Annotated in this window: 21 protein-coding genes; 20 read left to right on the top strand and 1 reads right to left on the bottom strand. The window is 51.7% G+C overall.

From position 1 onward, the window contains the following. Positions 1 to 164: 164 nt before the first annotated feature. Positions 165 to 782 carry a VOC family protein gene (locus J0X00_RS07650; RefSeq protein ID WP_282477853.1) on the top strand — a complete coding sequence of 206 codons (618 nt, stop codon included), beginning with the start codon at positions 165 to 167 and terminating at the stop codon, positions 780 to 782. Position 783: 1 nt separating this feature from the next. On the opposite strand, the gene J0X00_RS07645 is transcribed toward J0X00_RS07650, so the two are convergent. Next, entirely contained in the window at positions 784 to 3,561 is a 2,778-nt protein-coding gene (locus J0X00_RS07645) for an insulinase family protein (protein ID WP_282477852.1), read from the bottom strand. A gap of 214 nt (positions 3,562 to 3,775) precedes the next feature. Here J0X00_RS07645 and sixA point away from each other — a divergent pair, with 214 nt between their 5' ends. From sixA to J0X00_RS07550, 19 genes are all read left to right on the top strand, one after another. Then, positions 3,776 to 4,243 carry a phosphohistidine phosphatase SixA gene (sixA, locus tag J0X00_RS07640; protein ID WP_136482584.1) on the top strand — a complete coding sequence of 156 codons (468 nt, stop codon included), beginning with the start codon at positions 3,776 to 3,778 and terminating at the stop codon, positions 4,241 to 4,243. 355 nt (positions 4,244 to 4,598) lie between these two features. Further along, positions 4,599 to 6,692 (top strand): flagellar biosynthesis protein FlhA, encoded by a 2,094-nt coding sequence (flhA, locus tag J0X00_RS07635; protein WP_282477851.1) that lies wholly within the window; start codon positions 4,599 to 4,601, stop codon positions 6,690 to 6,692. A gap of 78 nt (positions 6,693 to 6,770) precedes the next feature. Further along, positions 6,771 to 8,264, top strand: coding sequence for a flagellar biosynthesis protein FlhF (gene flhF, locus J0X00_RS07630; protein WP_282477850.1), 1,494 nt, complete (start codon positions 6,771 to 6,773; stop codon positions 8,262 to 8,264). Positions 8,265 to 8,277: 13 nt separating this feature from the next. Continuing rightward, positions 8,278 to 9,165: a MinD/ParA family protein gene (locus J0X00_RS07625; RefSeq protein ID WP_168796923.1), complete on the top strand. Its 888-nt coding sequence runs from the start codon at positions 8,278 to 8,280 to the stop codon at positions 9,163 to 9,165. Beyond that, a complete protein-coding gene (locus J0X00_RS07620; protein ID WP_136482593.1) occupies positions 9,158 to 9,892 on the top strand; it encodes an RNA polymerase sigma factor FliA in 735 nt (244 codons plus the stop codon). The genes J0X00_RS07625 and J0X00_RS07620 overlap by 8 nt, the downstream gene beginning before the upstream one ends. Positions 9,893 to 9,937: 45 nt before the next feature. Continuing rightward, a complete protein-coding gene (cheY, locus tag J0X00_RS07615; protein WP_168796924.1) occupies positions 9,938 to 10,306 on the top strand; it encodes a chemotaxis response regulator CheY in 369 nt (122 codons plus the stop codon). 57 nt (positions 10,307 to 10,363) lie between these two features. Continuing rightward, positions 10,364 to 11,080, top strand: coding sequence for a protein phosphatase CheZ (locus J0X00_RS07610; protein WP_136482597.1), 717 nt, complete (start codon positions 10,364 to 10,366; stop codon positions 11,078 to 11,080). A 9-nt stretch (positions 11,081 to 11,089) separates the two neighbouring features. Then, positions 11,090 to 13,363 carry a chemotaxis protein CheA gene (locus J0X00_RS07605; RefSeq protein ID WP_282477849.1) on the top strand — a complete coding sequence of 758 codons (2,274 nt, stop codon included), beginning with the start codon at positions 11,090 to 11,092 and terminating at the stop codon, positions 13,361 to 13,363. 25 nt (positions 13,364 to 13,388) lie between these two features. Further along, complete coding sequence (locus tag J0X00_RS07600) at positions 13,389 to 14,522, top strand: chemotaxis response regulator protein-glutamate methylesterase (RefSeq protein ID WP_282477848.1); 1,134 nt, start codon at positions 13,389 to 13,391, stop codon at positions 14,520 to 14,522. A gap of 9 nt (positions 14,523 to 14,531) precedes the next feature. Continuing rightward, a complete protein-coding gene (locus J0X00_RS07595; RefSeq protein ID WP_136482602.1) occupies positions 14,532 to 15,308 on the top strand; it encodes a ParA family protein in 777 nt (258 codons plus the stop codon). After that, positions 15,301 to 16,320, top strand: a complete 1,020-nt coding sequence (locus tag J0X00_RS07590; protein WP_282477847.1) for a chemotaxis protein CheW — start codon at positions 15,301 to 15,303, stop codon at positions 16,318 to 16,320. Before J0X00_RS07595 ends, J0X00_RS07590 begins: the two co-directional genes overlap by 8 nt. A 37-nt stretch (positions 16,321 to 16,357) precedes the next feature. Further along, positions 16,358 to 16,852, top strand: a complete 495-nt coding sequence (locus J0X00_RS07585; RefSeq protein ID WP_218562837.1) for a chemotaxis protein CheW — start codon at positions 16,358 to 16,360, stop codon at positions 16,850 to 16,852. Then, positions 16,852 to 17,364 (top strand): DUF2802 domain-containing protein, encoded by a 513-nt coding sequence (locus J0X00_RS07580; protein ID WP_282477846.1) that lies wholly within the window; start codon positions 16,852 to 16,854, stop codon positions 17,362 to 17,364. Before J0X00_RS07585 ends, J0X00_RS07580 begins: the two co-directional genes overlap by 1 nt. 258 nt (positions 17,365 to 17,622) lie before the next feature. After that, positions 17,623 to 18,243: a cytochrome c biogenesis heme-transporting ATPase CcmA gene (gene ccmA, locus J0X00_RS07575; RefSeq protein WP_282477845.1), complete on the top strand. Its 621-nt coding sequence runs from the start codon at positions 17,623 to 17,625 to the stop codon at positions 18,241 to 18,243. Further along, entirely contained in the window at positions 18,243 to 18,911 is a 669-nt protein-coding gene (gene ccmB / locus J0X00_RS07570; protein WP_136482610.1) for a heme exporter protein CcmB, read from the top strand. Before ccmA ends, ccmB begins: the two co-directional genes overlap by 1 nt. Before the next feature lie 83 nt (positions 18,912 to 18,994). Beyond that, positions 18,995 to 19,747 carry a heme ABC transporter permease gene (locus J0X00_RS07565; protein ID WP_282477844.1) on the top strand — a complete coding sequence of 251 codons (753 nt, stop codon included), beginning with the start codon at positions 18,995 to 18,997 and terminating at the stop codon, positions 19,745 to 19,747. A 1-nt stretch (position 19,748) separates the two neighbouring features. Further along, positions 19,749 to 19,955 carry a heme exporter protein CcmD gene (gene ccmD, locus J0X00_RS07560; protein ID WP_136482613.1) on the top strand — a complete coding sequence of 69 codons (207 nt, stop codon included), beginning with the start codon at positions 19,749 to 19,751 and terminating at the stop codon, positions 19,953 to 19,955. Next, entirely contained in the window at positions 19,952 to 20,434 is a 483-nt protein-coding gene (gene ccmE / locus J0X00_RS07555) for a cytochrome c maturation protein CcmE (RefSeq protein WP_136482615.1), read from the top strand. The genes ccmD and ccmE overlap by 4 nt, the downstream gene beginning before the upstream one ends. After that, positions 20,431 to 22,386, top strand: coding sequence for a heme lyase CcmF/NrfE family subunit (locus J0X00_RS07550; RefSeq protein WP_282477843.1), 1,956 nt, complete (start codon positions 20,431 to 20,433; stop codon positions 22,384 to 22,386). Before ccmE ends, J0X00_RS07550 begins: the two co-directional genes overlap by 4 nt. The last annotated feature ends 2 nt before the right edge of the window (positions 22,387 to 22,388 follow it).

Below are 22,388 nucleotides of genomic sequence, written 5' to 3'. Positions count from 1 at the left end.
AGCTCACTCGGCAGAAGTGAATGCATATCTTGATCTTGTTCATAAATTGGCGCACATCATAGCAATTTTATTACCGGGCTTATAGGGACAAAATTACGAAAATTTCTACTTTTCAGCCAAATCTTGGTACCATCGCCGATAAAAGATGGTTTGGGAAAGTAAAAATGCTTCAAGCGCTAATGGAATCAGGCCTTCATCCTGTTCAAATGAAAGACAAACTTGACGACTTTATCCAGAAAATTCAGCAGTTATCTGCTCTTTTGCATATGGATTTATCTGGTCATACTCTGGACCATATTGCACTGCGTATTAATGACCCGAAGTTAGCGCAAGCTGCGCATCAAGAGTGGCTTAAAAGCGGCCGACAAATCTCCTCGGCCGAGATCAACGGTCGGGCGATTATTGTGCTGGAATTTGACCAGCCCCTGGCCGCTGGCCCCTGGCATATAGCGTGTCTGGAATTGCCGTATCCGGCGCCAGGCAAAATCTATCCCGAGCAAAGTTGGGAGCATGTGGAGTTTGTTGTGCCATCGCAGGCGGTCAGCGCAGAGGCGTTTGTGGCGGATATACAGCAACAGTTTCCGGCACTGGCCGCGGGTTGGGATGGATTAGCAGAGCAAGGCGTAACAATTAAACTCTCCAGCCCAAAAGGCCAAGGGGAGAGGCTCAATAATCCGACCGTGGCGTTTAAGTGGCAGGGAGTGTGTATCAAACTGCACCCCCACACCCTGAAAACGATTGTCGAATCGGAACAGACGCCGAATCCCGACTGCGCGTGCTGAGTTAGCCGAGGTCGTATGCTTTAGGTCGCAGCTGGAACTCTTCAATCGAGCCGATTTCTTTTCCCTGTTGCAGGGGCTTTGCGTCATGGTGAGCATTACCCTGAGTATGCATGATAAGCCGGTTAGCGGTACGCGGTTTGAGCTCATTGACCACAAAGCGGATCATATCTGAGCGCGTCAGCTTTTTGAGCTCTTCCAGTACCTGTTCACGCTGGTTGAAGGTCCAGTCTTTGTTGCCTATGGCTACCCACAAACGCTGCGCGCGGGTGCGCAGTGTTTGATCCGGAGTGGCGATTTGATTCCATAATCCGCGTTTACTGCTGTGCCACTGGTAATCGCTTAGCTCAAGCAGCACCAGGTAGAAGGCATTAAGAAACTCGTCCACCGAGCTGATTAAGTCGGCCGGAGCAGCATTCGGGGATTGAACGTAGAGTACCATCCCAGGGTGGCGGTTAAGCGGCATATTGCCGGTGCCGACCATGTAACCCAACTGCTGTTTGGTACGAATTTCGTGGAAGAAAGTCGCCGACATCAGATGATTGGCCAGTGAATAGAGAGCAATACTGCGCGGTTCGGTATCACGGGACTGATAATAAACCGCCACAGCGGAATCATCCTGATCGCAAATCACTTCTCGTTGGAAGGTACCGTTACGGCCAAGCATCACCAGAGGCCGGAGCGATTCCTCGTAGCTTTGATTCTGCATCCGCAGCGCATTTTTCAGCACTTCTGCCATGCTGTGGGCATCTTGTTCCTGCCAGTCGCCGTAAACAAACATTTCAATGTGCAGTTCGGCCAGGATGTTTTCGACAAACTTAGCCAGTTCACCCACTTCAATGGTTTCCAAGGCCTCGACCAACTGCTGGTAAGGCGGATTGTTGGGTTGCAGCAGACCGGTCATGGCATTGAACAGTTGCGACAGCGGACGGTCATGCGCGGCGTTACGCCAGTTGCGCAATAAATGTTGTTTGACGGTGGCAAAACGGGGCTGGCTGAATTCGCGCCGGGCAAATTTGTCGAGGATCATTTTCATCAGCTCAGGTTGCTTCTGGCTGAATCCGGATAAGGTCAGAGTCACACCGCCCTGATGGGCATACATGTTGTAGCCCATACCGGCGATTTCCGCCTGATAGGTCTCTTTGGCCAGCGTGTCTAGAAACATCTCCACGCACAGGCGTGTAATAACGATATTGCGCGTGGTCGCCACGGAGTGGGGGCTGTCGATGGCAATATAAATCACCCCTTTAGGGACGCGGAACTCAGCATCCTGCAAGTGCCAGAGACGAAAGCCGGGTAAGTCCTGCAGGATATGGGGCAGGTGGCGAGTGCCGAGCAGTGGTTTGGGATCCAGCTGCTCACATATGAACGGGTTTTTGCCTGGCAGGCGTAGTGCCAGTTCAGTGGCCGGGCTGGCAAAACGGCTCAGTTCATCATCACTGAACGGACGGACACTGTAAGGAGTAAAATACCATTCGGCCTGCTTATCGAACTCCCCATCCTGAGCAATCAGGGTGGCGCGTAAATTATCCGGCACCAGATACTGCAGCAACTCCTGCAACAGCACTTCATCGTAGGCCTGCATCATGTAGTCGCCGTAGATGGTGTCTTCTGCCCGGTAGTGCTGCATGTTGATGACCAGGTGGCTGGCAATATCGAGCGGACGCGAGTTTTCCTGAAAACGGAATGCCGATTCCAGTACGGCCCGCTTTTCCATATAACGCCATTCATCCAGCCCGTGGTCCCGGATCTCGGTTATCGTGGTAAACAGCGCCCGGATGATGTCGTCGACATGGTCAAGGCCAAGTGGCGTCAGGGTACAACTGACGGAAAATTCGCGATAATTACTGCCGCTGGCACCGCCGCCCGCGGAGAGGGAGGTGACCCAGCCTTTGTCTTTCAGAGCCAGCAATAAACTGCCTTCACCTTCATAGCCAATCAGATGGGCAAAGTAGGACAGCGGTTTGCGCTGATAATACGCATCGGTACTTGGCATTGGGAAACTGAGCAGTAACTTGCGGATTTCTTTCATCGGCTCGACCTGAATCAGCAGACCGGTTTGCGCGCGGGTAACGAAAGGTTCATCAACCTGCTTGTCAGCCAGATTGTTATTTACAATAGCGCTGAACTTGTCGCGGACCCACTCTTCCTGCTCATCAAGTGTATGCGGACCAATCACCACCAGAGTCATTAAATCGGCCGAATAATGTTGCTGATGAAAGGCAATGATCTCATCGCGGATCGAGCTGCCCGCGCGGTCACCGAGTGTATCCAGGTTACCCACGGAAAATTTGGCAAATGGATGAGCCTGATTGATCGTTTCCTTCTGCACCTGGTATAAGCGACGAGAATCATCGCTCAGTTTGAGCTTATATTCTGAGTCAACCGCGTGGCGCTCTTTGTCGAGTGCTTCCGCGTTAAACAGAGGGGCGGTGAAAAACTGACTGAAACGATCCAGCGCTTTTTCAAATACGTTTGGGGCAATATCAAAGAAGAAACACGTATGTTCTGTACCGGTCCAGGCGTTATTGCTGCCGCCGTGCTGGCTAATAACGCTTTGAAACTCGCCCACTTTAGGGTATTTTCGCGTGCCTAAAAACAGCATGTGCTCTAAATAATGAGCCAGACCCTGGCGATCAGCCGGGTCGTCAAAGTGGCCGACTTTAACGGCTAATGCGGCAGCGGACTTCTGGGCACTTTCATCGTGGATCAACAGCACACGCAACGCGTTGGAAAGAGTCAGGTGTCGGTAGCTATTTGAATCATTTGGGCTTATGTGCACAGATATTCTCCGCTGGGGCTTTGTGTAATTATGGCGTTGAAACACGGCGGCGCAAATGCAAGCCGGTGTTTTTTTGCAGAATGTCATTGTAGTCCCAATAGCGCGTTTTTAATAGACTGTTACCGCGGTCTAAGTCTTTACACCGCGTGCTGTTATAATCGGCGGCGAGCAGCAATGACTGCCGTGTGTCTTTGAGCAAAGTAGGTTATACACAATGAAGATTTTTATCATGCGTCACGGCGAAGCTCATCATTACGCAGCCAGTGATGCAGAGCGAGCCCTGACAGACCGAGGTCGCAGTGAGTCTGTCGCGGTTGCGCGGGTGTGTCTCGAGCAACAGCAAATGGGTCATCTGGATAAGGTGCTGGTCAGCCCTTATTTACGCGCTCAGCAGACCTGGCAGGAAGTGTCGCGTTACTTTGCTGCACGACAAATTGAGATTTGTGACGATATTACGCCCTATGGGCAGGCCAGCGATGTATTTGAGTATATTTCCGCTCTGGTTGATGTAGAGCCGATAGAGAGCCTGCTGTTGGTTTCCCACCTGCCTTTGGTCGGCTATCTGGCGGCAGAGTTTGTGGCTGATATGGTACCGCCGATGTTCCCGACTTCGGGCATGATGTGTATCGATTTTGATCCGCATACCCGTCAGGGTAAAGTGGCGTGGAACGTACACCCTTAATCCGGTTTCAAACGCCAAGACAGTATCAGCCGCTGAGACATTTTTAGCTGCTGAGAAAGCAACACCGACGGCGCTAGCGCTTGCTACACCAACTCAGAAAAAGCTGCAGATCGCGGCTTTTTTATCTCTTTTTGATGTTTGTTTTTTGCCAATGTTGCGCAAGCCGTGCTCATTATGTCACTGAGCTGACTGACAATATCCTGTCACCCAAACCGAATCTCACCATCCCCCGACTCGTTGCCAAGTTTTTGACAGTAATGGCTGGACTAAAACTTGCATCCTCAAGCCAATTCAGCACCATTGTGGCGACGCGCAGTCGCGCCGATTGACTCAATTACTTAATGCTTACAGGCCTATGAAGTTTACTCTGCCATTTGCGGACAAATTACCCAATATTCCCCAACGCAGCATGCCGGCGATTGGCGCGCCTGTCATGGTGCTGGCTACGCTGGCAATGGTGGTATTGCCGATACCGGCGTTTCTGCTCGACTTGTTTTTTACCTTCAACATCGCCTTGTCGATGGTGGTGCTGCTGGTCACGGTCTATACCCGCAGACCGCTCGATTTCGCCGCTTTTCCGACTGTGCTTCTGATCGCGACCCTGTTGCGTCTGGCTCTGAACGTGGCATCGACCCGGGTAGTGCTGCTGTATGGTCATGAAGGGGGCGATGCGGCCGGTAATGTGATCGAGGCGTTCGGTAACGTGGTGATTGGCGGTAACTATGCCGTGGGTCTGGTGGTGTTCCTGATTCTGATGATCATCAACTTTATGGTGGTGACCAAAGGTGCCGGCCGTATTTCGGAAGTAAGCGCTCGCTTTACGCTCGATGCTTTGCCTGGTAAGCAGATGGCGATTGATGCTGATCTGAACGCCGGCCTGATTGATCAGGAACAGGCTCGTGTGCGCCGTTTTGAAGTGACCAAAGAAGCCGATTTTTACGGCTCAATGGATGGTGCGTCCAAGTTCGTGAAAGGTGACGCCATCGCCGGTATCCTGATTCTGTTCATTAACATCATCGGTGGCCTGTCGATTGGTATGATTCAGTATGACCTCGGTTTTGGTGATGCGATTCAGATTTATACCCTGCTGACGATTGGTGACGGTCTGGTGGCACAGATCCCGTCGCTGCTGCTGTCGATCGGTGCCGCGATCATGGTAACGCGTCAAAATACCGATGAGGACATGGGACAACAGGTGGTGTTCCAGTTGTTCGATAACCCGAAAGCCCTGATGATCACCGCTGCGATACTGGGTGTGATGGGGGTTGTGCCCGGTATGCCTCATTTCGCTTTTCTGCTACTGGCAAGCCTGGCTGGCGGTGGTGCTTATCTTATTCAACGTAAGCAGAAACAAGCATCGGATGAAGCCAAGTTACCGGCCAAAATCGAAGGTGAAGCCGCACCACCCAAAGAGCTGTCCTGGGATGACGTACAGCCGGTTGATATTATCGGCCTTGAAGTGGGCTACCGTCTGATTCCTCTGGTTGACCGTGATCAGGGCGGAGAGCTGCTGGAGCGGGTGAAAGGGGTGCGCAAGAAACTGTCGCAGGACTTTGGCTTCCTGATTCCGCCGGTACATATCCGCGACAACCTGGAACTGACGCCGAACAGTTACCGCATTACTCTGATGGGTGTCGCGGTAGGTGAGGCGGAAATCCGTCCGGACCAGGAGCTGGCCATCAACCCAGGTCAGGTGTATGGCATGATCGACGGTGAGCAGACCTACGATCCGGCCTTTGGCCTGGAAGCCGTGTGGATTCGCGAAGATCAGCGCGAGCATGCGCAGGCTCTGGGCTACACCGTCGTTGATTCCTCAACGGTGCTGGCCACTCATCTCAGCCAGCTACTGACCAACAACGCCGCGCAGCTTATCGGGTATGAAGAAGTGCAGAACCTGCTGGAAATGCTGGGCCGCACCGCACCGCGTCTGGTGGAAGGTTTTGTCCCGGATCAAATCAGTCTCGGTGTTGTTGTCAAGGTGTTGCAGAATCTGCTGCATGAAGCGATTCCAATTCGTGATATCCGCACCATAGTCCAGACGCTGTCCGAATACTCCAGTAAGAGTCAAGAACCCGACATATTGACCGCCGCTGTCCGCATTGCTCTGAAACGACTAATCGTTCAGGAAATCAATGGCATAGAACCAGAGTTACCCGTTATCACCCTGATACCAGAGCTGGAACAAATATTGCATCAAACCATGCAGGCTTCAGGTGGTGAATCCGCCGGTATTGAACCGGGTCTGGCAGAACGCCTGCAGATGTCTCTGAGTCAGGCGACTCAGGAGCAAGAGCTTAAAGGTGAGCCGGCGGTACTGCTGACCTCAGGTGTGCTGCGTTCTACGCTGGCGAAGTTTGTGAAGAATACGATTCCGAACCTGAGAGTGCTGTCGTATCAGGAAATTCCTGACGAGAAACAAATTCGAATTGTGCAGGCGGTCGGTAACTAAGTTCAGACATTCCCTCCATCCGGAATGGATGTCTGTTTAAAGGTTGCAGACTCATCACATTGATAATGGATAGCCGCTTTGAAAATTAAACGATTTTTTGCCAAAGACATGAGGACCGCTCTGCTGCAAGTGAAAGAAGAACTTGGCGCAGACGCAGTGATCATGTCGAACAAAAAAGTCGCAGGAGGCGTCGAAATCGTCGCGGCTGTAGATGGGGAAACAGCGTCTGCTGCAGCCCCAGCAGCGGCCAAATCGTACGGCTCTCAGCCAAGACATATCGGCACTCAGGCATCGCCTAAGCTGCAACAGGCAGCAACACGCCGTGAGCTGGAAGAAGACCGGGTCAGTCTGAAAAAAGGTCCGGGCTCAGACAGCTCAATGACCAAGCGCTTTGCCAATATGCTCAGACAGTACAGCCAGGGCGGTGAGGTTCAGGATGAAGAACCTACGTATCGCGCTGAAAACGAAGATTCGCTGTCAGCATTACTTAAGCGTCAGTCTGGCTCACGTTCCTCCGAAGGCAGCGCTCAGATCAAAAGCGATTCACCGCTTGCCAGACTGCTGGGAGAAGAGCGTGCTGAACCGGCTTCCCGTCCGCGTCTCGATCCTTCCCGCTATGAACGGGAGCGCCAGAAAGAGAGCTCACTGAGCGCTGAAGAGCTGGAAGGTATGCGTGAAGAGATGAACTCGATCCGTCGCCTGCTCGAGCATCAGGTCTCTGGTCTGATGTGGCAGGAAGTGGAGCGACGTGAACCGCTGCGCGCCATGCTGATAAAGCGTCTGGAACGGATGGGCGTGTCACTGGATCTGGCGGATCAACTGGCGTGCTATATTCCGGAAGACACCCAGCCACAGAAAGCGTGGAAAGCGCTGCTGGGTTTGGTGTCGGATCAGGTTCCGGTGGTTAAGCAAGATATTCTCAAGCGTGGTGGTGTGGTGGCCCTGCTCGGACCGACCGGGGTCGGTAAAACCACGACTGTCGCTAAACTGGCGGCCCGGGCTGCGATGGAGTTCGGCTCCGACAATGTCGCCCTGGTCACCACTGACACTTACCGTATCGGTGCCCACGAACAATTGTCTATTTACGGACGAATTATGGGTTGTCCGGTAAGAGTCGCTAAAGATTCCAAAGAGTTAGCCGATGTAATATACCAACTGCGTAATCGTCGCCTGATTCTGGTTGATACCGCGGGTATGGGACAGCGTGATGTACGTTTGTCGGAGCAGCTCGACACCCTGATGCAGGAGAGTGGCGAAGTCATCCACAGTTACCTGGTATTACCCGCAACTGCACAACGCAAAGTGTTGCAGGAAACCATTGAGCACTTTAGAAGAATTCCTCTTTCGGGGTGCATTATGACTAAGCTTGATGAGTGTTTGAGCTTAGGTGAATTTGTCAGTGTTGTTGTTCAGAATTCGCTGCCAGTGGCTTATATCGCCAATGGTCAGCGTGTACCCGAAGACATAGTGATTGCCCAGCCCAAATACATGGTGGCGAAGGCGAATGAGTTACTAGAAAAGTCGACAGAGAATGAACCTCACTACTGGAACAGTGATGCAGAGAGATTCTAGGCGGCAGACAGATATGACAAACAAAATGATATATGACCAAGCAAGCGGCTTACGTCGTTTAACCCAACCTTCCGTAACCAAAGTCATCGCGGTGACTGGCGGCAAAGGTGGTGTGGGCAAATCAAACGTGACTCTGGGCATGGCCATTTGTATGGCGCGTCAGGGTAAAAAAGTCATGGTGCTGGATGCTGACCTGGGACTGGCGAATATCGATGTTATGCTGGGGATTCGTCCGAAACGAAACCTCGGTCATGTACTGGCGGGTGAATGTGAGCTTAAAGATGCGATCGTGGAAGGTCCGCATGGCATCAAGATCATTCCGGCTACATCGGGTACCCAGTCAATGACGGAGCTCTCGCATGCTCAGCACGTAGGCCTGATTCGTGCATTCGGCTCGCTGGAAGATGAAATGGACATCCTGCTGGTGGATACCGCAGCCGGTATTTCTGACATGGTGGTGAGCTTTTCTCGTGCGGCGCAAGATGTGGTTGTTGTGGTCTGCGACGAACCGACTTCTATCACCGATGCTTATGCACTGATCAAACTTTTGAGTCGTGAACACCAGGTTCAGCGATTTAAGATTGTCGCCAACATGGTTAGAAGCTATCGTGAAGGCAGGGAATTGTTCGCCAAGTTGACTTTGGTCACGGAGCGTTTCTTAAATGTCAGTATGGAACTCGTCGCCTGTATTCCTCTGGACGATAATGTTCGTCAGGCGGTGAAACGGCAGAGAATAGTGGTAGATGCGTTTCCGCGTTCCCCTGCCGCATTGGCGATTAGCTCTTTGGCCAATAAGGCGTTAACATGGCCGATTCCGAAAACGCCAAGCGGGCATCTGGAGTTCTTTGTGGAACGATTGCTCAACCGGACCGAAATTGTAGGGGAATCATTTGGTGAATAAAGCGCTTACTTATAATCAGTTCGGAACCGTGAACAGCCAGACTCTGTTTCTGGAAAAGTATTCCGTACTGGTTAAGCGTATAGCTCATCACTTAATCGGGCGCCTGCCTCCCAGTGTACTTATTGAAGATTTAATCCAGGCCGGCATGATCGGCTTGCTTGAAGCGCAAAAGAACTACGACGGAAGTAAGGGTGCAAGTTTTGAAACCTATGCCGGGATACGGATTCGGGGTGCGATGCTCGACGATATCCGGCGTGGGGACTGGGTGCCACGCTCAGTACATAAACACAATCGGGAAATCAGCCAGGCGATTGCGGTGTTGGAGGGGGAGCTCAATCGCGACCCAACCGATTCAGAAGTTGCTAAACACATGGGAATGTCATTAGATCAATACCATAGTGTACTAACCGATATAAACTGTTCCAGAATTGTCGGAATTGAAGACTTGGGTGTGACTGATGACGCCATCTCACCGGTCGATGATGCAGAAGATAACACTCCGTTCAAAGGAGTGGCTGATGATGCATTCCGGGAAGCTCTGGTCGCATCGATAAAATCGCTGCCCGAGCGTGAAGCTTTAGTACTTTCGCTCTATTATGATGAAGAGCTAAACTTGAAAGAAATTGGTGAGGTACTGGGGGTGAGTGAGTCCCGAGTGAGCCAGATACTAAGCCAATCAATGCAACGTCTGCGAACCAAATTGAGTTCATGGACACAGAACGACTAACTATCACTGATTTCGAACTCAGTGGAGGCAATTTTGAATAAAAACATGAAAATCCTTATTGTTGACGACTTTTCAACAATGCGCCGTATCGTAAAGAACCTGCTTCGTGACCTGGGTTTCAACAATACTCAGGAAGCGGATGACGGACTGACGGCATTGCCTATGCTTAAAAAAGGTGATTTTGATTTCGTGGTAACTGACTGGAACATGCCGGGTATGCAAGGTATCGACCTGCTCAGAAACATTCGTGCCGATGCCGAACTGAAGCATCTTCCTGTTCTGATGATCACTGCTGAAGCGAAACGTGAGCAGATCATCGAAGCGGCTCAGGCTGGCGTTAACGGCTACATCGTGAAGCCTTTCACCGCTGCAACGTTAAAAGAAAAATTAGAAAAAATCTTCGAGCGTCTATAAAAACTGTCGCATAGACAAAAGTTTGCTCTATTCAACGCGTGGAAGGCTAACGACACAATGATTTCATTAGAACAAGCCAGAGAACTCGTTCATTTACTTGAAGAAGGTCAGCAAGATCAGGCTAACCTTCTGCTTAAGCGTATTTATGAGTCAGAAAGCAACCCAATGTTCAAGGAGATTGGCGCCTTAACACGTGATCTTCACGATTCTCTCAAGCAGTTTCACGTCGATGAACGAATGAGTGAAATTGCCAATGATGAGATTCCTGATGCACGCGATCGCTTGCATTACGTGATCGAAAAAACCGAAGTGGCCGCCAACAAAACCATGGATGCCGTTGATCGCTGCATGCCGATTGCAGACAGTCTGCATGAAAGTCTGCTTCAGGTTCGTCCGCAATGGAACCAACTGATGCATGGTAAAATCGAGCTGAGTGAGTTCAAAGCGCTGTGTCATCGAATTGACGGTTTGCTGTCTCAGGTAGAAGGTGACAGCAGCGAGTTGCGCGGTCAACTTACCGAAATACTTATGGCTCAGGATTTCCAGGATCTGACCGGGCAGATCATTCGCCGCGTGATTACTCTCGTCAACGAGGTAGAGCAGCGTCTGGTCGAGATTCTGACTGTGTTCGGCAGTGAACAAATAGAACAACAAGAGAAAAGTAAGAAAGCATTAACTGAGCCTGAGGGACCGATTATGAACCCTCATGAACGCAGTGACGCGGTTTCATCTCAAGACGAAGTAGATGACCTGCTATCGAGTCTTGGATTTTAGGGGTAACGTATGAGCTACGATTTAGACGAAGATATTCTTCAGGACTTTCTGGTTGAGGCTGGCGAAATTCTCGATTTGCTGTCCGAACAGTTGGTTGAACTTGAGAATAATCCGGAAGACCGCGATCTTTTAAACGCAATTTTCCGCGGTTTTCATACCGTCAAAGGTGGTGCGGGTTTCTTAGCGCTGACGGAACTGGTTGAGACCTGCCATGGCGCAGAAAACGTGTTCGATATTTTGCGTAACGGACAGCGCTCTGTAACAGCCGGTCTGATGGATACAATGCTTCGTGCATTGGATACCGTCAATGAACAGTTTCGTGCGGTACAAGATCGTGAACCACTGGTAGCTGCTGACCCTGAGCTGCTGGAAGAGCTCCATCATTTATGCAAACCAGAGTCGCAGGACGAAGACATCTCAGCGCAAGCCGAGGTGGCTGAAGTCAGTGTTGAAGAAGAGCCGGTCGCGGAAGATGAGCCTGTGATGGACGATGCTGTGGACGAGCCTGCTACCCGTAGTGCGCTGGCTGCCGATTCGATCGATGACATTACTCAGGATGAATTTGAAAAGTTGCTGGATGAGCTGCATGGCAAAGGTGCTGCTCCCGGCGCTAAAGCGGCTGCACCTGCCGCCGTAAGTCCTGCCCCGACTGCAGCGTCGACCAACAGCCAAGCGGACGGTGATATCACAGATGACGAGTTCGAACGTCTTCTCGATGAGCTGCATGGTAAAGGTGGCGCACCTGGCAAAGAGAGTGAGTCTGCGGCTGCACCTACTGCGAAAGCGCCGGCCTCTTCGGCTTCGTCTTCTGACAGCGACCTGATGAGCGACGAAGAGTTTGAAAAGCTGCTTGATGAACTGCATGGTGCAGGCAAAGGCCCGTCTATCGAAGAGCTCGACATGGCGACGCGCCCAGCCAGTGAAAACCTGCAGCCTGCGGCGAAAGCGCCAACGGCCAAGCCTGCCGCTGCGCCAGCTGCAAAAGCTTCGCAAGCGCAAACACCGAAGGCGGCGCCGGCCGCTGCCGTGCCAGCGCCTAAAGTGATTGAAGAACCGGCAGAGAAACGTGAAGTTGCTGCGGGCGGCGCTGCTAAGAAAACGCAGGCAGAAGCCACCGTTCGTGTTGATACGTCGACACTGGATACCATTATGAACATGGTCGGTGAACTGGTTCTGGTTCGTAACCGTCTACTCAGCCTGGGTCTGAACAGTAATGACGAAGATTTGTCGAAAGCCGTCTCTAACCTGGATGTGGTGACCGCTGATCTGCAAGGCGCGGTGATGAAAACGCGCATGCAGCCGATCAAGAAAGTGTTCGGTCGTTTCCCGCGCGTGGTACGTGATTTGGCTCGCAGCCTGAAAAAAGACATCGTGCTGGAGATGCGCGGTGAAGAGACCGACCTGGATAAAAACCTGGTTGAGGCGCTGGCGGATCCGCTGATCCACTTGGTGCGTAACTCGGTTGACCACGGGATTGAAATGCCGGAAGACCGGGTAAAAGCGGGTAAGCCGCGCACCGGTAAAGTGATTCTGTCTGCATCGCAGGAAGGCGACCATATTGAACTGTCTATCGTCGACGACGGCGGCGGTATGGACCCGAATAAACTGCGTAGTATTGCCGTTAAACGCGGCATGATGGATGAGGATGCCGCTTCGCGTCTCACCAGCAAAGAGTGCTTTAATCTGATTTTCATGCCTGGTTTCTCCAGTAAAGAGAAGATCTCCGATATTTCGGGACGTGGCGTCGGTATGGACGTGGTGAAAACGGCGATTAATACCCTGAACGGTATGATTGATATCGATTCGGAAATGGGTAAAGGAACCAAGATCACCATTAAAGTGCCTCTGACGTTGGCGATTTTGCCAACCCTGATGGTGGGTGTGGCCGGTTATCCGTTTGCACTGCCGCTGGCAAGCGTCAGTGAAATCTTCCACCTCGATTTAAGTCGTACTAACGTGGTTGATGGTCAATTGACCATTATCGTCCGTGATAAGTCTATCCCGCTGTTTTATTTGCAAAACTGGTTGGCTCCGCAAGCCGGCAGAGTCGAAGCTCGTAAAGGCCATGGCCATGTGGTTATTGTCCAGTTGGGCAATCAGCGTGTCGGTTTTGTGGTTGATACTCTGATTGGCCAGGAAGAGGTGGTGATTAAACCGCTTGATAAACTGCTGCAGGGGACACCGGGCATGGCTGGCGCGACGATCACCAGTGATGGCCATATTGCACTGATTCTTGATGTGCCGGATTTGTTGAAGCAGTACGCGGCTGCATCACGAATCTGATTGACCTTAAACAATAAGGATAACTATGGCGATTAGAGTATTAGTTGTTGATGATTCGAGTTTTTTCAGACGTCGTGTTAGCGAAATCATCAACTCTGAGCCGCGCTTGGAAGTGATTGATGTAGCGACAAACGGGCGTGAAGCGGTGGAGAAAGTCCAGCGCCTTAAGCCGGACGTGATCACCATGGATGTCGAGATGCCGGTGATGGACGGCATTACGGCTGTGCGTGAGATCATGGCCAGTACACCGACCCCGATTTTGATGTTTTCATCGCTGACGCATGATGGCGCTAAGGCGACCCTGGATGCGCTGGATTCCGGCGCGCTGGATTTCTTACCGAAAAAGTTTGAAGACATAGCCCGTAACCGTGATGAAGCGGTGACATTGCTGCAGCAACGAGTACTGCAGATTGCGAGCAAAAAGGCGTTCATGCGTCGTCCGGTGGTTGCCCGGTCCGAGCCAGTGACGCCGGCGGCGACCAGTCCGACGGCATCGCCACTACAGCGCAGTAGCCTGTCGACGGGCAATCTGAGTCACAGTCGACCTGTTTCTGTATCGGCACGCTTTAAGGCAACGGGTAAAAAATATCAGTTGACCGCCATTGGTACCTCAACCGGTGGTCCGGTTGCACTGCAGAAGATTTTGACTAAATTGCCTGCCAATTATCCGCACCCGATAGTTTTGATTCAGCACATGCCGGCAACCTTCACCGCCGCTTTTGCCAGCCGCCTCAATTCTCTGTGTAAAATTCAGGTAAAAGAAGCGGAAGACGGTGATGTACTGCGTCCTGGTGTGGCTTATCTTGCGCCAGGCGGTAAACAGATGATGGTGGAAGGACGTCCCGGTGCAGCTAAGCTGCGGATTCTTGATGGCGGAGACCGGATGAATTACAAGCCTTGTGTTGATGTTACCTTTGGCTCGGCATCGAAAGTTTTCAGCGATAAAGTGCTGTCGATGGTGCTGACCGGTATGGGGGCCGATGGCCGTGAAGGCGCACGTATGCTTAAGAACGCAGGCGCGACCATCTGGGCACAGGACGAAGAGAGTTGTGTTGTCTACGGTATGCCGCAAGCGGTCGCCAAAGCCGGTATTTCATCCGAAGATTTACCGTTAGACCGTATCGCTGAGCGAATGCTGGTCGAAGTTGGTCTGGCCTGAGGATTGCGCATGATCGTTTGGAGTGTAGCAAACCAGAAAGGCGGAGTGGGGAAAACCACCACGACCATTACACTGGCAGGTTTGTTAAGTAAACAGGGCAAGCGCGTGTTATTGGTGGATACCGATCCGCACGCATCCCTGACCACGTATCTTGGTTATGATTCCGATGGTGTGCCCGCCAGCCTGTTTGATCTGTTTCAGTTGCGTGAGTATACCGAACAGAGCGTTGAACCGCTGATCCTGAAAACCGATGTGGAAGGGATAGATATTATTCCGGCTCATATGTCTTTGGCTACTTTGGACCGGGTAATGGGTAACCGCAGCGGCATGGGGCTGATTCTGAAACGGGCGTTGCTGGCCCTTCGTCAGCGCTACGATTATGTGCTGATTGACTGCCCTCCGATCCTGGGGGTCATGATGGTCAACGCTTTGGCTGCCAGCGATCGTATTTTGATCCCGGTGCAGACCGAGTTTCTGGCGATGAAAGGTCTGGAGCGCATGGTGCGCACACTGGCGATTATGCAAAAGTCGCGCAGTCGCTCGTTTAAAGTCACCATAGTGCCGACCATGTATGACAAGCGCACCCGGGCATCATTGCAGACGCTTAACCAGTTGAAAAAAGATTACCCGGATCAGGTCTGGACATCAGCGGTACCGATTGATACCAAGTTTCGTGATGCCAGCCTGAAACGTTTACCAGCTTCGCACTTTGCCGAAGGCAGCCGCGGAGTATTTGCCTATAAGCAGTTATTGTTGTTCTTAGAGAGGCTCGCCATCGATGAGTAATCCTTTGCTGTCGAGTGAACAGGCTTTAGACGATTATTTCAATGCTTTGCTTGATGAAGAGCTGGGCGATGACGAGCTGCTTCCAGAGCCAGAGCCAGAGCCAGAACGAGCACCAGAGTTAAAACCTGCGCCGCAGATAGCTGCTGCGGCGCAACAGAATTTCTTTGAGCAAGAGCTGGACGAAATCGAGTTACCCAACCTGAATGACGTCCAGCGTTTGCTCAGTCAACTGGAAAACAGTAATCCGGTCGCTGAACTTGATCTCGAACAGGTCATGGAACAGAACACGCTTGATATCGCAGTGCATGAGGTGGTGGCGACACCGGCTGACGTGGACGAAATTCAGGAATGGGATCTTGAACCGGAACTGCACAGCGAAGCAGAGCTGCCAGATAGCGTTGCTTTACAAGAGTTACAGGATTTGGCTGAGCCGGACATCAGCGTCACTGAGCCCATCGCAGAGGTGGCACAGCCACAGGCTGAAGTGACAGCAGACCCGACGCCAGAGCCCGCAACTCAAGCGGGTGGCGGATCTCTTGGTCACTGGGACAGCCCGGTACGCAATGAAAATTTTCAGGTGCTCTATTTTGATGTCAATGGTGTGACCTTTGCGGTTCCGCTCGATGAACTGGGCGGTATTCATCAGAAAGGCAGCCTGAACCACTTGATCGGACGACCGGTCTGGTACCTGGGGTTACAGACCAATCGTGATACTCAGCTGGATGTGGTTGATACCGCAAAGTGGGTCATGGCAGAAAAACTGCGAGATGACAGTCATAAAGAACATTATCAGTACATTGTGATGCTTGGTGAAAGCCACTGGGGATTAGCATGTACTAAACTCTTAGGCACGGAATTGCTTAACAGTGACAAAGTTCGCTGGCGGGAACAGGTGGGTAAACGCCCCTGGCTTGCCGGAATGGTGAAAGAAAAAATGTGCGCCTTGATCCATGTTGAGGCATTGATCGCTATGCTAAACGCTGGTCTTGATGTAAAAGCACTGGATAAATAATACATATTTGTCGGGAACGACTATAAGAGGAAAAGGTATGTCTCAAACTAACGAAGTTGAAGTGCGAAAAGAACACTCTAACGACGAAGTGCTGCAGTGGGTGACGTTCCAGCTAGAAGAAGAAACCTATGGCATCAATGTAATGCAGGTGCGTGAAGTTCTGCGTTATACCGAAATTGCTCCGGTTCCCGGTGCTCCGGATTACGTGCTGGGTATCATCAACCTGCGTGGTAATGTTGTCACCGTTATCGATACTCGCTCCCGATTTGGTTTGATGCAAGGTGAGACGACAGATAACACCCGTATCATTGTGATTGAATCAGAGCGCCAGGTGATTGGTATTCTGGTTGATAGCGTGGCGGAAGTGGTATACCTGCGTTCATCTGAAATTGACACCACACCAAGTGTCGGCACAGACGAAAGTTCTAAGTTCATTCAGGGTGTCAGCAACCGTGATGGTAAGCTGCTGATTCTGGTGGATCTGAACAAGCTGCTTAGCGATGAAGAATGGGATGAAATGGCTCATCTGTAATGAGTGATTGGGTCAGCTTAACGCCGTCCGTACTTGCTGTTGGCGGCGCTATTCTATTCGTTCTGCTCTTGCTCGCATTGCTGATGGTACGTCGCTCTCAACGGCGTCATTCCGATATGCTGCGCCAGCAGATCCGCCATCTTGATAAAGAACTGCAAAAAGCCAATAAACAAGCGTTGGAAGTGCGTTCGGTGATGGTAGGGCTGGGTCAGCAGGTTTCCGAGCAACAAGATATTATTTTACATCTGAGTGAACGGTTAAAAGAGCTCGAAAATGCCGATACCGACGGGCGGATGTACAGCCGCGCCTCGAAAATGGTCAAGTTGGGCGCAGATATTAACGAGCTGATCGAAGAGTGTGAACTGCCCAAGGCCGAAGCGGAGTTGATGCTGTCATTGCAGAAAAAAATGTCAGGTCGTGAGGCTATTCCGCCGTTAAGCAGTGATCCGGAACAGCGCTCGTCTGCCGGTAATCAGCAGCGTAGCGTGCGTAAACCGGTCCGGCGCAACTGATATCTGCTGCTGATTTGAGCATAATAATTCAGCTTATCAATAGGCTCGGGCGCAAACTTAATAAGGAAGCATAAGGCTTCCTTTTTTTATTGGGCTATGACAGGGTATGCGCTTAATACCTTAGGGTTAGTTGGTGTAAGAAGCTGTTAAAATTTAACAGTTTCTTACCTAGTTTCGTGATTCGAAATACCCTTGGTCTATTTAGTCTCTTTCTGGGTGTGGTAATATAGACGCCCCAAAATAGTGATACAGAAGCCCATGCTGGATGTAAAAAGCCTCACCGCAATTCGTGATGATAGAGCGCTGTTTGAAGGATTGTCTTTTACCATTCAATCCGGTGAACTGGTGCAGATCGAAGGACGTAACGGTACGGGTAAGACGACATTACTGCGCATCATCACCGGCCTTGGTGATCGTGATGAAGGTACTATCCATTGGAACCAAGTCAATATCGAAGCGGATCGTGACAGTTATCATCAGGACTTACTGTTTCTTGGTCATCAGACCGGGATTAAACGTGAGTTAACCGCATTGGAAAATTTGCGTTTTTATCAGTCAGTCCACGCCGGGTCGGCAGTAGGTGAAGATCTCTATCAGGCGCTGACTCAGGTAGGGCTGGCGGGACGAGAAGATGTGCCCGTGGCACATCTTTCTGCCGGACAGCAGCGGCGGGTTGCGTTGGCGAGACTGTGGCTCAGCCGGAAAAAACTGTGGATTCTGGATGAACCCCTGACTGCGATTGACAAGCAAGGTGTCAAAGTGTTGGAAGCGTTGTTTCTTAAACACGCTGAGCAAGGCGGTATCGTGGTTCTGACCACTCACCAGGATATGTTTGCCGATAATCCCAAGCTGCGTAAAATTAAACTGGGGGATGCCTGATGTTCTCGACTATGGGCACGGTGATCCGGCGTGAACTGCTGATTGCGTTTAGGCGTCAGGCGGATATTTTTAATCCGCTGTGGTTTTTTATCATAGTGATCACCCTGTTTCCGCTGAGCATAGGTCCTGAGCCCGGGCTGTTATCACGCATTGCACCGGGTATTGTCTGGGTGGCGGCGCTGCTGTCTGCTCTGCTCTCGCTCGAGCGTCTGTTTCGTGATGATTTTCAGGATGGTTCACTGGAGCAGATGATGCTGATGCCGGTTCCGTTACCTGTGGTCGTCATTTCTAAAGTATTGGCGCACTGGTTGTTAACCGGTGTCCCGCTTATTCTGATTAGTCCGCTGCTGGCGATTTTGCTGTCTCTGGATTTGGATACCTGGCTGGCCGTGGTATTGACGTTGCTGTTGGGGACTCCAACCCTCAGTTTTATTGGTGCTATAGGCGTGGCGCTGACCGTCGGGCTGCAAAAAGGCGGGGTGTTGCTGAGCCTGCTGGTGCTGCCGCTGTATATTCCAATTTTAATTTTTGCCACTTCAGCGATCGATGCTGCTTCGCTGGGGATGGCGTTTAACGGACAATTGGCCATTATGGCTGCCATGTTTATGGGGGCACTGACCCTGACCCCATTTGCGATCAGTGCAGCACTCAGAGTGAGCGTCAATTGACAGATTGCGGACTCCTGTATCCGTGACATACTGGCAAACCGGACAAGACAGATTCGGTGTCGGAAGCAAAGTGAGAAAGAACAATGTGGAAATGGCTCCATCCCTATGCCAAACCAGAAGCTGCTTACCGTTTATGCGCTAAATTGCAGCCGTGGTTTGTGATTTTAGCGCTGTTATGTCTGGCTGCCGGTACCGTTTGGGGACTGGCTTTTGCGCCGGCTGACTACCAGCAGGGCGATAGTTTTCGAATTATTTATATTCATGTTCCCGCGGCGATCTGGTCGATGGGGGTGTATATGTCGATGGCGATTGCGGCCTTTATCGGCCTGGTTTGGCAGGTGAAATTGTCCGACATGGCCGCTTCAGCGATGGCGCCCATTGGTGCGGTATATACCTTTATCGCGCTGATCACTGGTGCGGTGTGGGGCAAGCCGATGTGGGGCGCCTGGTGGGTATGGGATGCTCGTCTGACTTCTGAATTGATTCTACTGTTCCTCTATCTGGGTGTCATCGCCTTGTATCATGCGTTTGATGACCAGAAAACGGCCGCAAAAGCCGCCGGTATTCTGGCTATTGTCGGGGTCATCAACCTGCCCATTATTCACTTTTCTGTCGAGTGGTGGAATACCCTGCATCAGGGGGCCACGATCACCAAATTTGCCAAGCCATCCATTTCCAACGACATGTTGTGGCCGTTGCTGTTAAATATTTTTGGGTTTGCTTTCTTGTTCGCTGCTCTGGCGATGATTCGTACCCGGAATGAGATCATCAGTAAAGAGAGTCACCGTCCATGGGTGATTCAGCTGGCAACCAGCAAAATGCTCGGGGGGCAATGAGATGTATTTTGACTCAATCGGTGACTTTTTTGCCATGGGAGGCTACGCAGGTTATGTGTGGAGCGCCTTTGGTATCACTTTTGTTTCATTGTTAATTTTGTGGGTGGCGAGTGTTCGTCGCAGCCGGACGCTGCTTAAGCAGGTCGAGGCCAAAATCGCGCGTCAGGCTCGGATTGATGCGGCAAAAAATATGGAGAACACACTATGAACCCAAGACGAAAAAAGCGCCTCGGTATTGTGCTGGCCATTCTGATTGGTCTCGGTGCGACGATTGGTTTGATTTTGTACGCACTGAACCAGAATATGGACCTGTTTTATACTCCGACTGAGCTGGTAAACGGTAAAAGCGGGAAGAAACCGGAAGTCGGCCAGCGACTGCGTATTGGTGGTATGGTACAGAAAGGTTCGGTGAAACGCGATTCTGACTCGTTAAAAGTCAGCTTTTTGCTGCGTGATACCGGGCCGACCGTGACCATTCTTTACGACGGCATTCTGCCGGACCTGTTCCGTGAAGGGCAGGGTATTGTTGCTCAGGGGGTGCTGAAAGACGCCACTACCGTTGAAGCATTCGAAGTTCTGGCTAAGCACGATGAAGAGTATATGCCGCCGGAAATTGCTGAAGCGATGCAGAAAAACCATTCTCCGATGAATTATTCTGAGCAACAGATACAAGGGAGTGCGCAATGATTGCAGAGATAGGACATTTTGCCCTAATCCTGGCACTGGCGCTGGCGTTACTGCTCAGTATATTGCCTTTGATCGGCGCTGCCAAAAACAACGCGACTCTGATGAATGCGGCGCGCCCTCTGTCGCTGGGCATGTTCACTATGCTGGCGTTGTCGTTCGGCATCCTGATGTGGGCCTTCTATAGCAACGATTTTACCGTGCAGTATGTGGCCAGTAATTCCAACAGTCAGCTGCCTTGGTATTACCGTCTGACTGCTGTCTGGGGTGCCCACGAGGGCTCGTTGCTGCTGTGGGTGCTGATTCAGGCTGGCTGGACTCTGGCTGTGGCCACCCTTAGTCGCGGCATGCCGCAAGAGTCGGTTGCACGGGTACTGTCCGTGATGGGTATGATCAGCGTCGGTTTCCTGCTGTTTATCATCGTGACATCGAACCCGTTCACTCGCACTCTGCCATACTTCCCGATCGATGGCCGCGACCTCAATCCGCTGCTGCAGGACCCGGGGCTGATTATCCATCCGCCTATGTTGTATATGGGCTATGTCGGTTTCTCGGTGGCGTTTTCTTTTGCGATTGCATCATTGATGACCGGACGTCTGGACACGGCATGGGCGCGCTGGTCGCGTCCGTGGACGACGGCGGCTTGGCTGTTCCTGACTGTCGGCATTGTACTGGGTTCATGGTGGGCTTATTACGAACTGGGCTGGGGCGGCTGGTGGTTCTGGGACCCGGTCGAAAACGCATCCTTTATGCCTTGGCTGGCTGGTACCGCCTTAATTCACTCACTGGCGGTGACCGAAAAGCGCGGCACCTTTAAGGCCTGGACCGTGTTACTGGCGATTTCAGCGTTCTCACTGAGTCTGCTCGGTACGTTTCTGGTGCGCTCAGGAATTCTGGTTTCGGTACACGCATTTGCGTCCGACCCGGCGCGCGGCATCTTTATCCTGGCCTTTCTGGTGATTGTGATTGGCGGCTCGCTGCTGCTGTTTGCGCTCAAAGGCGCATCAGTACGGGTGCGAGGCAACTTTGAGCTGGTATCGCGAGAGAATGCCCTGCTGGCCAATAACGTATTACTGATCGCGGCCCTGGTGGTGGTTCTGGTTGGTACTCTGCTGCCGTTGGTGCATAAACAGCTTGGGCTGGGCTCGGTTTCTATCGGCGCGCCATTCTTTAACTCGCTGTTTGCCTGGTTGATGGTGCCGTTCGCGTTTCTGCTCGGTATTGGTCCGCTGATTCGCTGGAAGCGTGACAACCTGAGTAAACTTATCAAACCTATGGTGATTTCCGGCCTGATCTCCCTGCTGCTTGGGGCGTTAGTCGTTGACACGACCATGCTGCATTTCAGTGCCATGGCCTATATGGGCTGGGTAATGGCGTTATGGATTGTGTGCCTGCACGCGGTGGAGCTGTATGAACGTGCGACTCATCGTCACGGCTTCCTGACCGGTCTGGGTAAATTGCAACGCAGCCACTGGGCGATGATGTTGGCCCACCTGGGGCTGGCGGTGACGATTATCGGTATCGCGATGGTGCAGAACTACAGCATTGAACGTGATGTACGCCTGGCGCCTGGTGAACGTTTCCAGCTGCATGATTACGAGTTCTACTTTAAAGGGCTGCGTGATAAAGATGGCCCTAACTACGATGGTTATATTGCCGATTTTGAGGTCACTCAGCAAGGTAAGTACCTCAACACCATGCACGCAGAGAAGCGTTTCTATCGTACGGCGCGCTCTATGATGACCGAAGCGGCGATTGATCGCGGCCTGACGCGCGACCTGTATATCGCGATGGGCGAACGTCTGGATGACAATCATTCCTGGGCGGTACGCATTTACTACAAACCGTTTGTTCGCTGGATTTGGGCGGGTGGTCTTTTGATGGCGATTGGCGGATTGCTGGCCATTAGTGATAAGCGCTACCGTTTCAGAAAGACATCGGCACAGGAGGCATAAGG

The organism is Vibrio sp. ABG19 (assembly GCF_029962385.1).
GTDB classification, from domain to species: Bacteria; Pseudomonadota; Gammaproteobacteria; order Enterobacterales; family Vibrionaceae; genus Vibrio; species Vibrio ostreae.
Note: the sequence above shows the minus strand (reverse complement) of the source record. Positions and strands in the feature narration are given on the sequence as shown.

What these genes read in the sequence shown, in the direction of transcription:
- J0X00_RS07650 (WP_282477853.1), top strand. Translation starts at nt 165, where the DNA reads ATGCTTCAAGCGCTAATGGAATCAGGCCTTCATCCTGTTCAAATGAAA.
- sixA (WP_136482584.1), top strand. Translation starts at nt 3,776, where the DNA reads ATGAAGATTTTTATCATGCGTCACGGCGAAGCTCATCATTACGCAGCC.
- flhA (WP_282477851.1), top strand. Translation starts at nt 4,599, where the DNA reads ATGAAGTTTACTCTGCCATTTGCGGACAAATTACCCAATATTCCCCAA.
- J0X00_RS07625 (WP_168796923.1), top strand. Translation starts at nt 8,278, where the DNA reads ATGACAAACAAAATGATATATGACCAAGCAAGCGGCTTACGTCGTTTA.
- cheY (WP_168796924.1), top strand. Translation starts at nt 9,938, where the DNA reads ATGAAAATCCTTATTGTTGACGACTTTTCAACAATGCGCCGTATCGTA.
- J0X00_RS07610 (WP_136482597.1), top strand. Translation starts at nt 10,364, where the DNA reads ATGATTTCATTAGAACAAGCCAGAGAACTCGTTCATTTACTTGAAGAA.
- J0X00_RS07605 (WP_282477849.1), top strand. Translation starts at nt 11,090, where the DNA reads ATGAGCTACGATTTAGACGAAGATATTCTTCAGGACTTTCTGGTTGAG.
- J0X00_RS07600 (WP_282477848.1), top strand. Translation starts at nt 13,389, where the DNA reads ATGGCGATTAGAGTATTAGTTGTTGATGATTCGAGTTTTTTCAGACGT.
- J0X00_RS07595 (WP_136482602.1), top strand. Translation starts at nt 14,532, where the DNA reads ATGATCGTTTGGAGTGTAGCAAACCAGAAAGGCGGAGTGGGGAAAACC.
- J0X00_RS07590 (WP_282477847.1), top strand. Translation starts at nt 15,301, where the DNA reads ATGAGTAATCCTTTGCTGTCGAGTGAACAGGCTTTAGACGATTATTTC.
- J0X00_RS07585 (WP_218562837.1), top strand. Translation starts at nt 16,358, where the DNA reads ATGTCTCAAACTAACGAAGTTGAAGTGCGAAAAGAACACTCTAACGAC.
- J0X00_RS07580 (WP_282477846.1), top strand. Translation starts at nt 16,852, where the DNA reads ATGAGTGATTGGGTCAGCTTAACGCCGTCCGTACTTGCTGTTGGCGGC.
- ccmA (WP_282477845.1), top strand. Translation starts at nt 17,623, where the DNA reads ATGCTGGATGTAAAAAGCCTCACCGCAATTCGTGATGATAGAGCGCTG.
- ccmB (WP_136482610.1), top strand. Translation starts at nt 18,243, where the DNA reads ATGTTCTCGACTATGGGCACGGTGATCCGGCGTGAACTGCTGATTGCG.
- J0X00_RS07565 (WP_282477844.1), top strand. Translation starts at nt 18,995, where the DNA reads ATGTGGAAATGGCTCCATCCCTATGCCAAACCAGAAGCTGCTTACCGT.
- ccmD (WP_136482613.1), top strand. Translation starts at nt 19,749, where the DNA reads ATGTATTTTGACTCAATCGGTGACTTTTTTGCCATGGGAGGCTACGCA.
- ccmE (WP_136482615.1), top strand. Translation starts at nt 19,952, where the DNA reads ATGAACCCAAGACGAAAAAAGCGCCTCGGTATTGTGCTGGCCATTCTG.
- J0X00_RS07550 (WP_282477843.1), top strand. Translation starts at nt 20,431, where the DNA reads ATGATTGCAGAGATAGGACATTTTGCCCTAATCCTGGCACTGGCGCTG.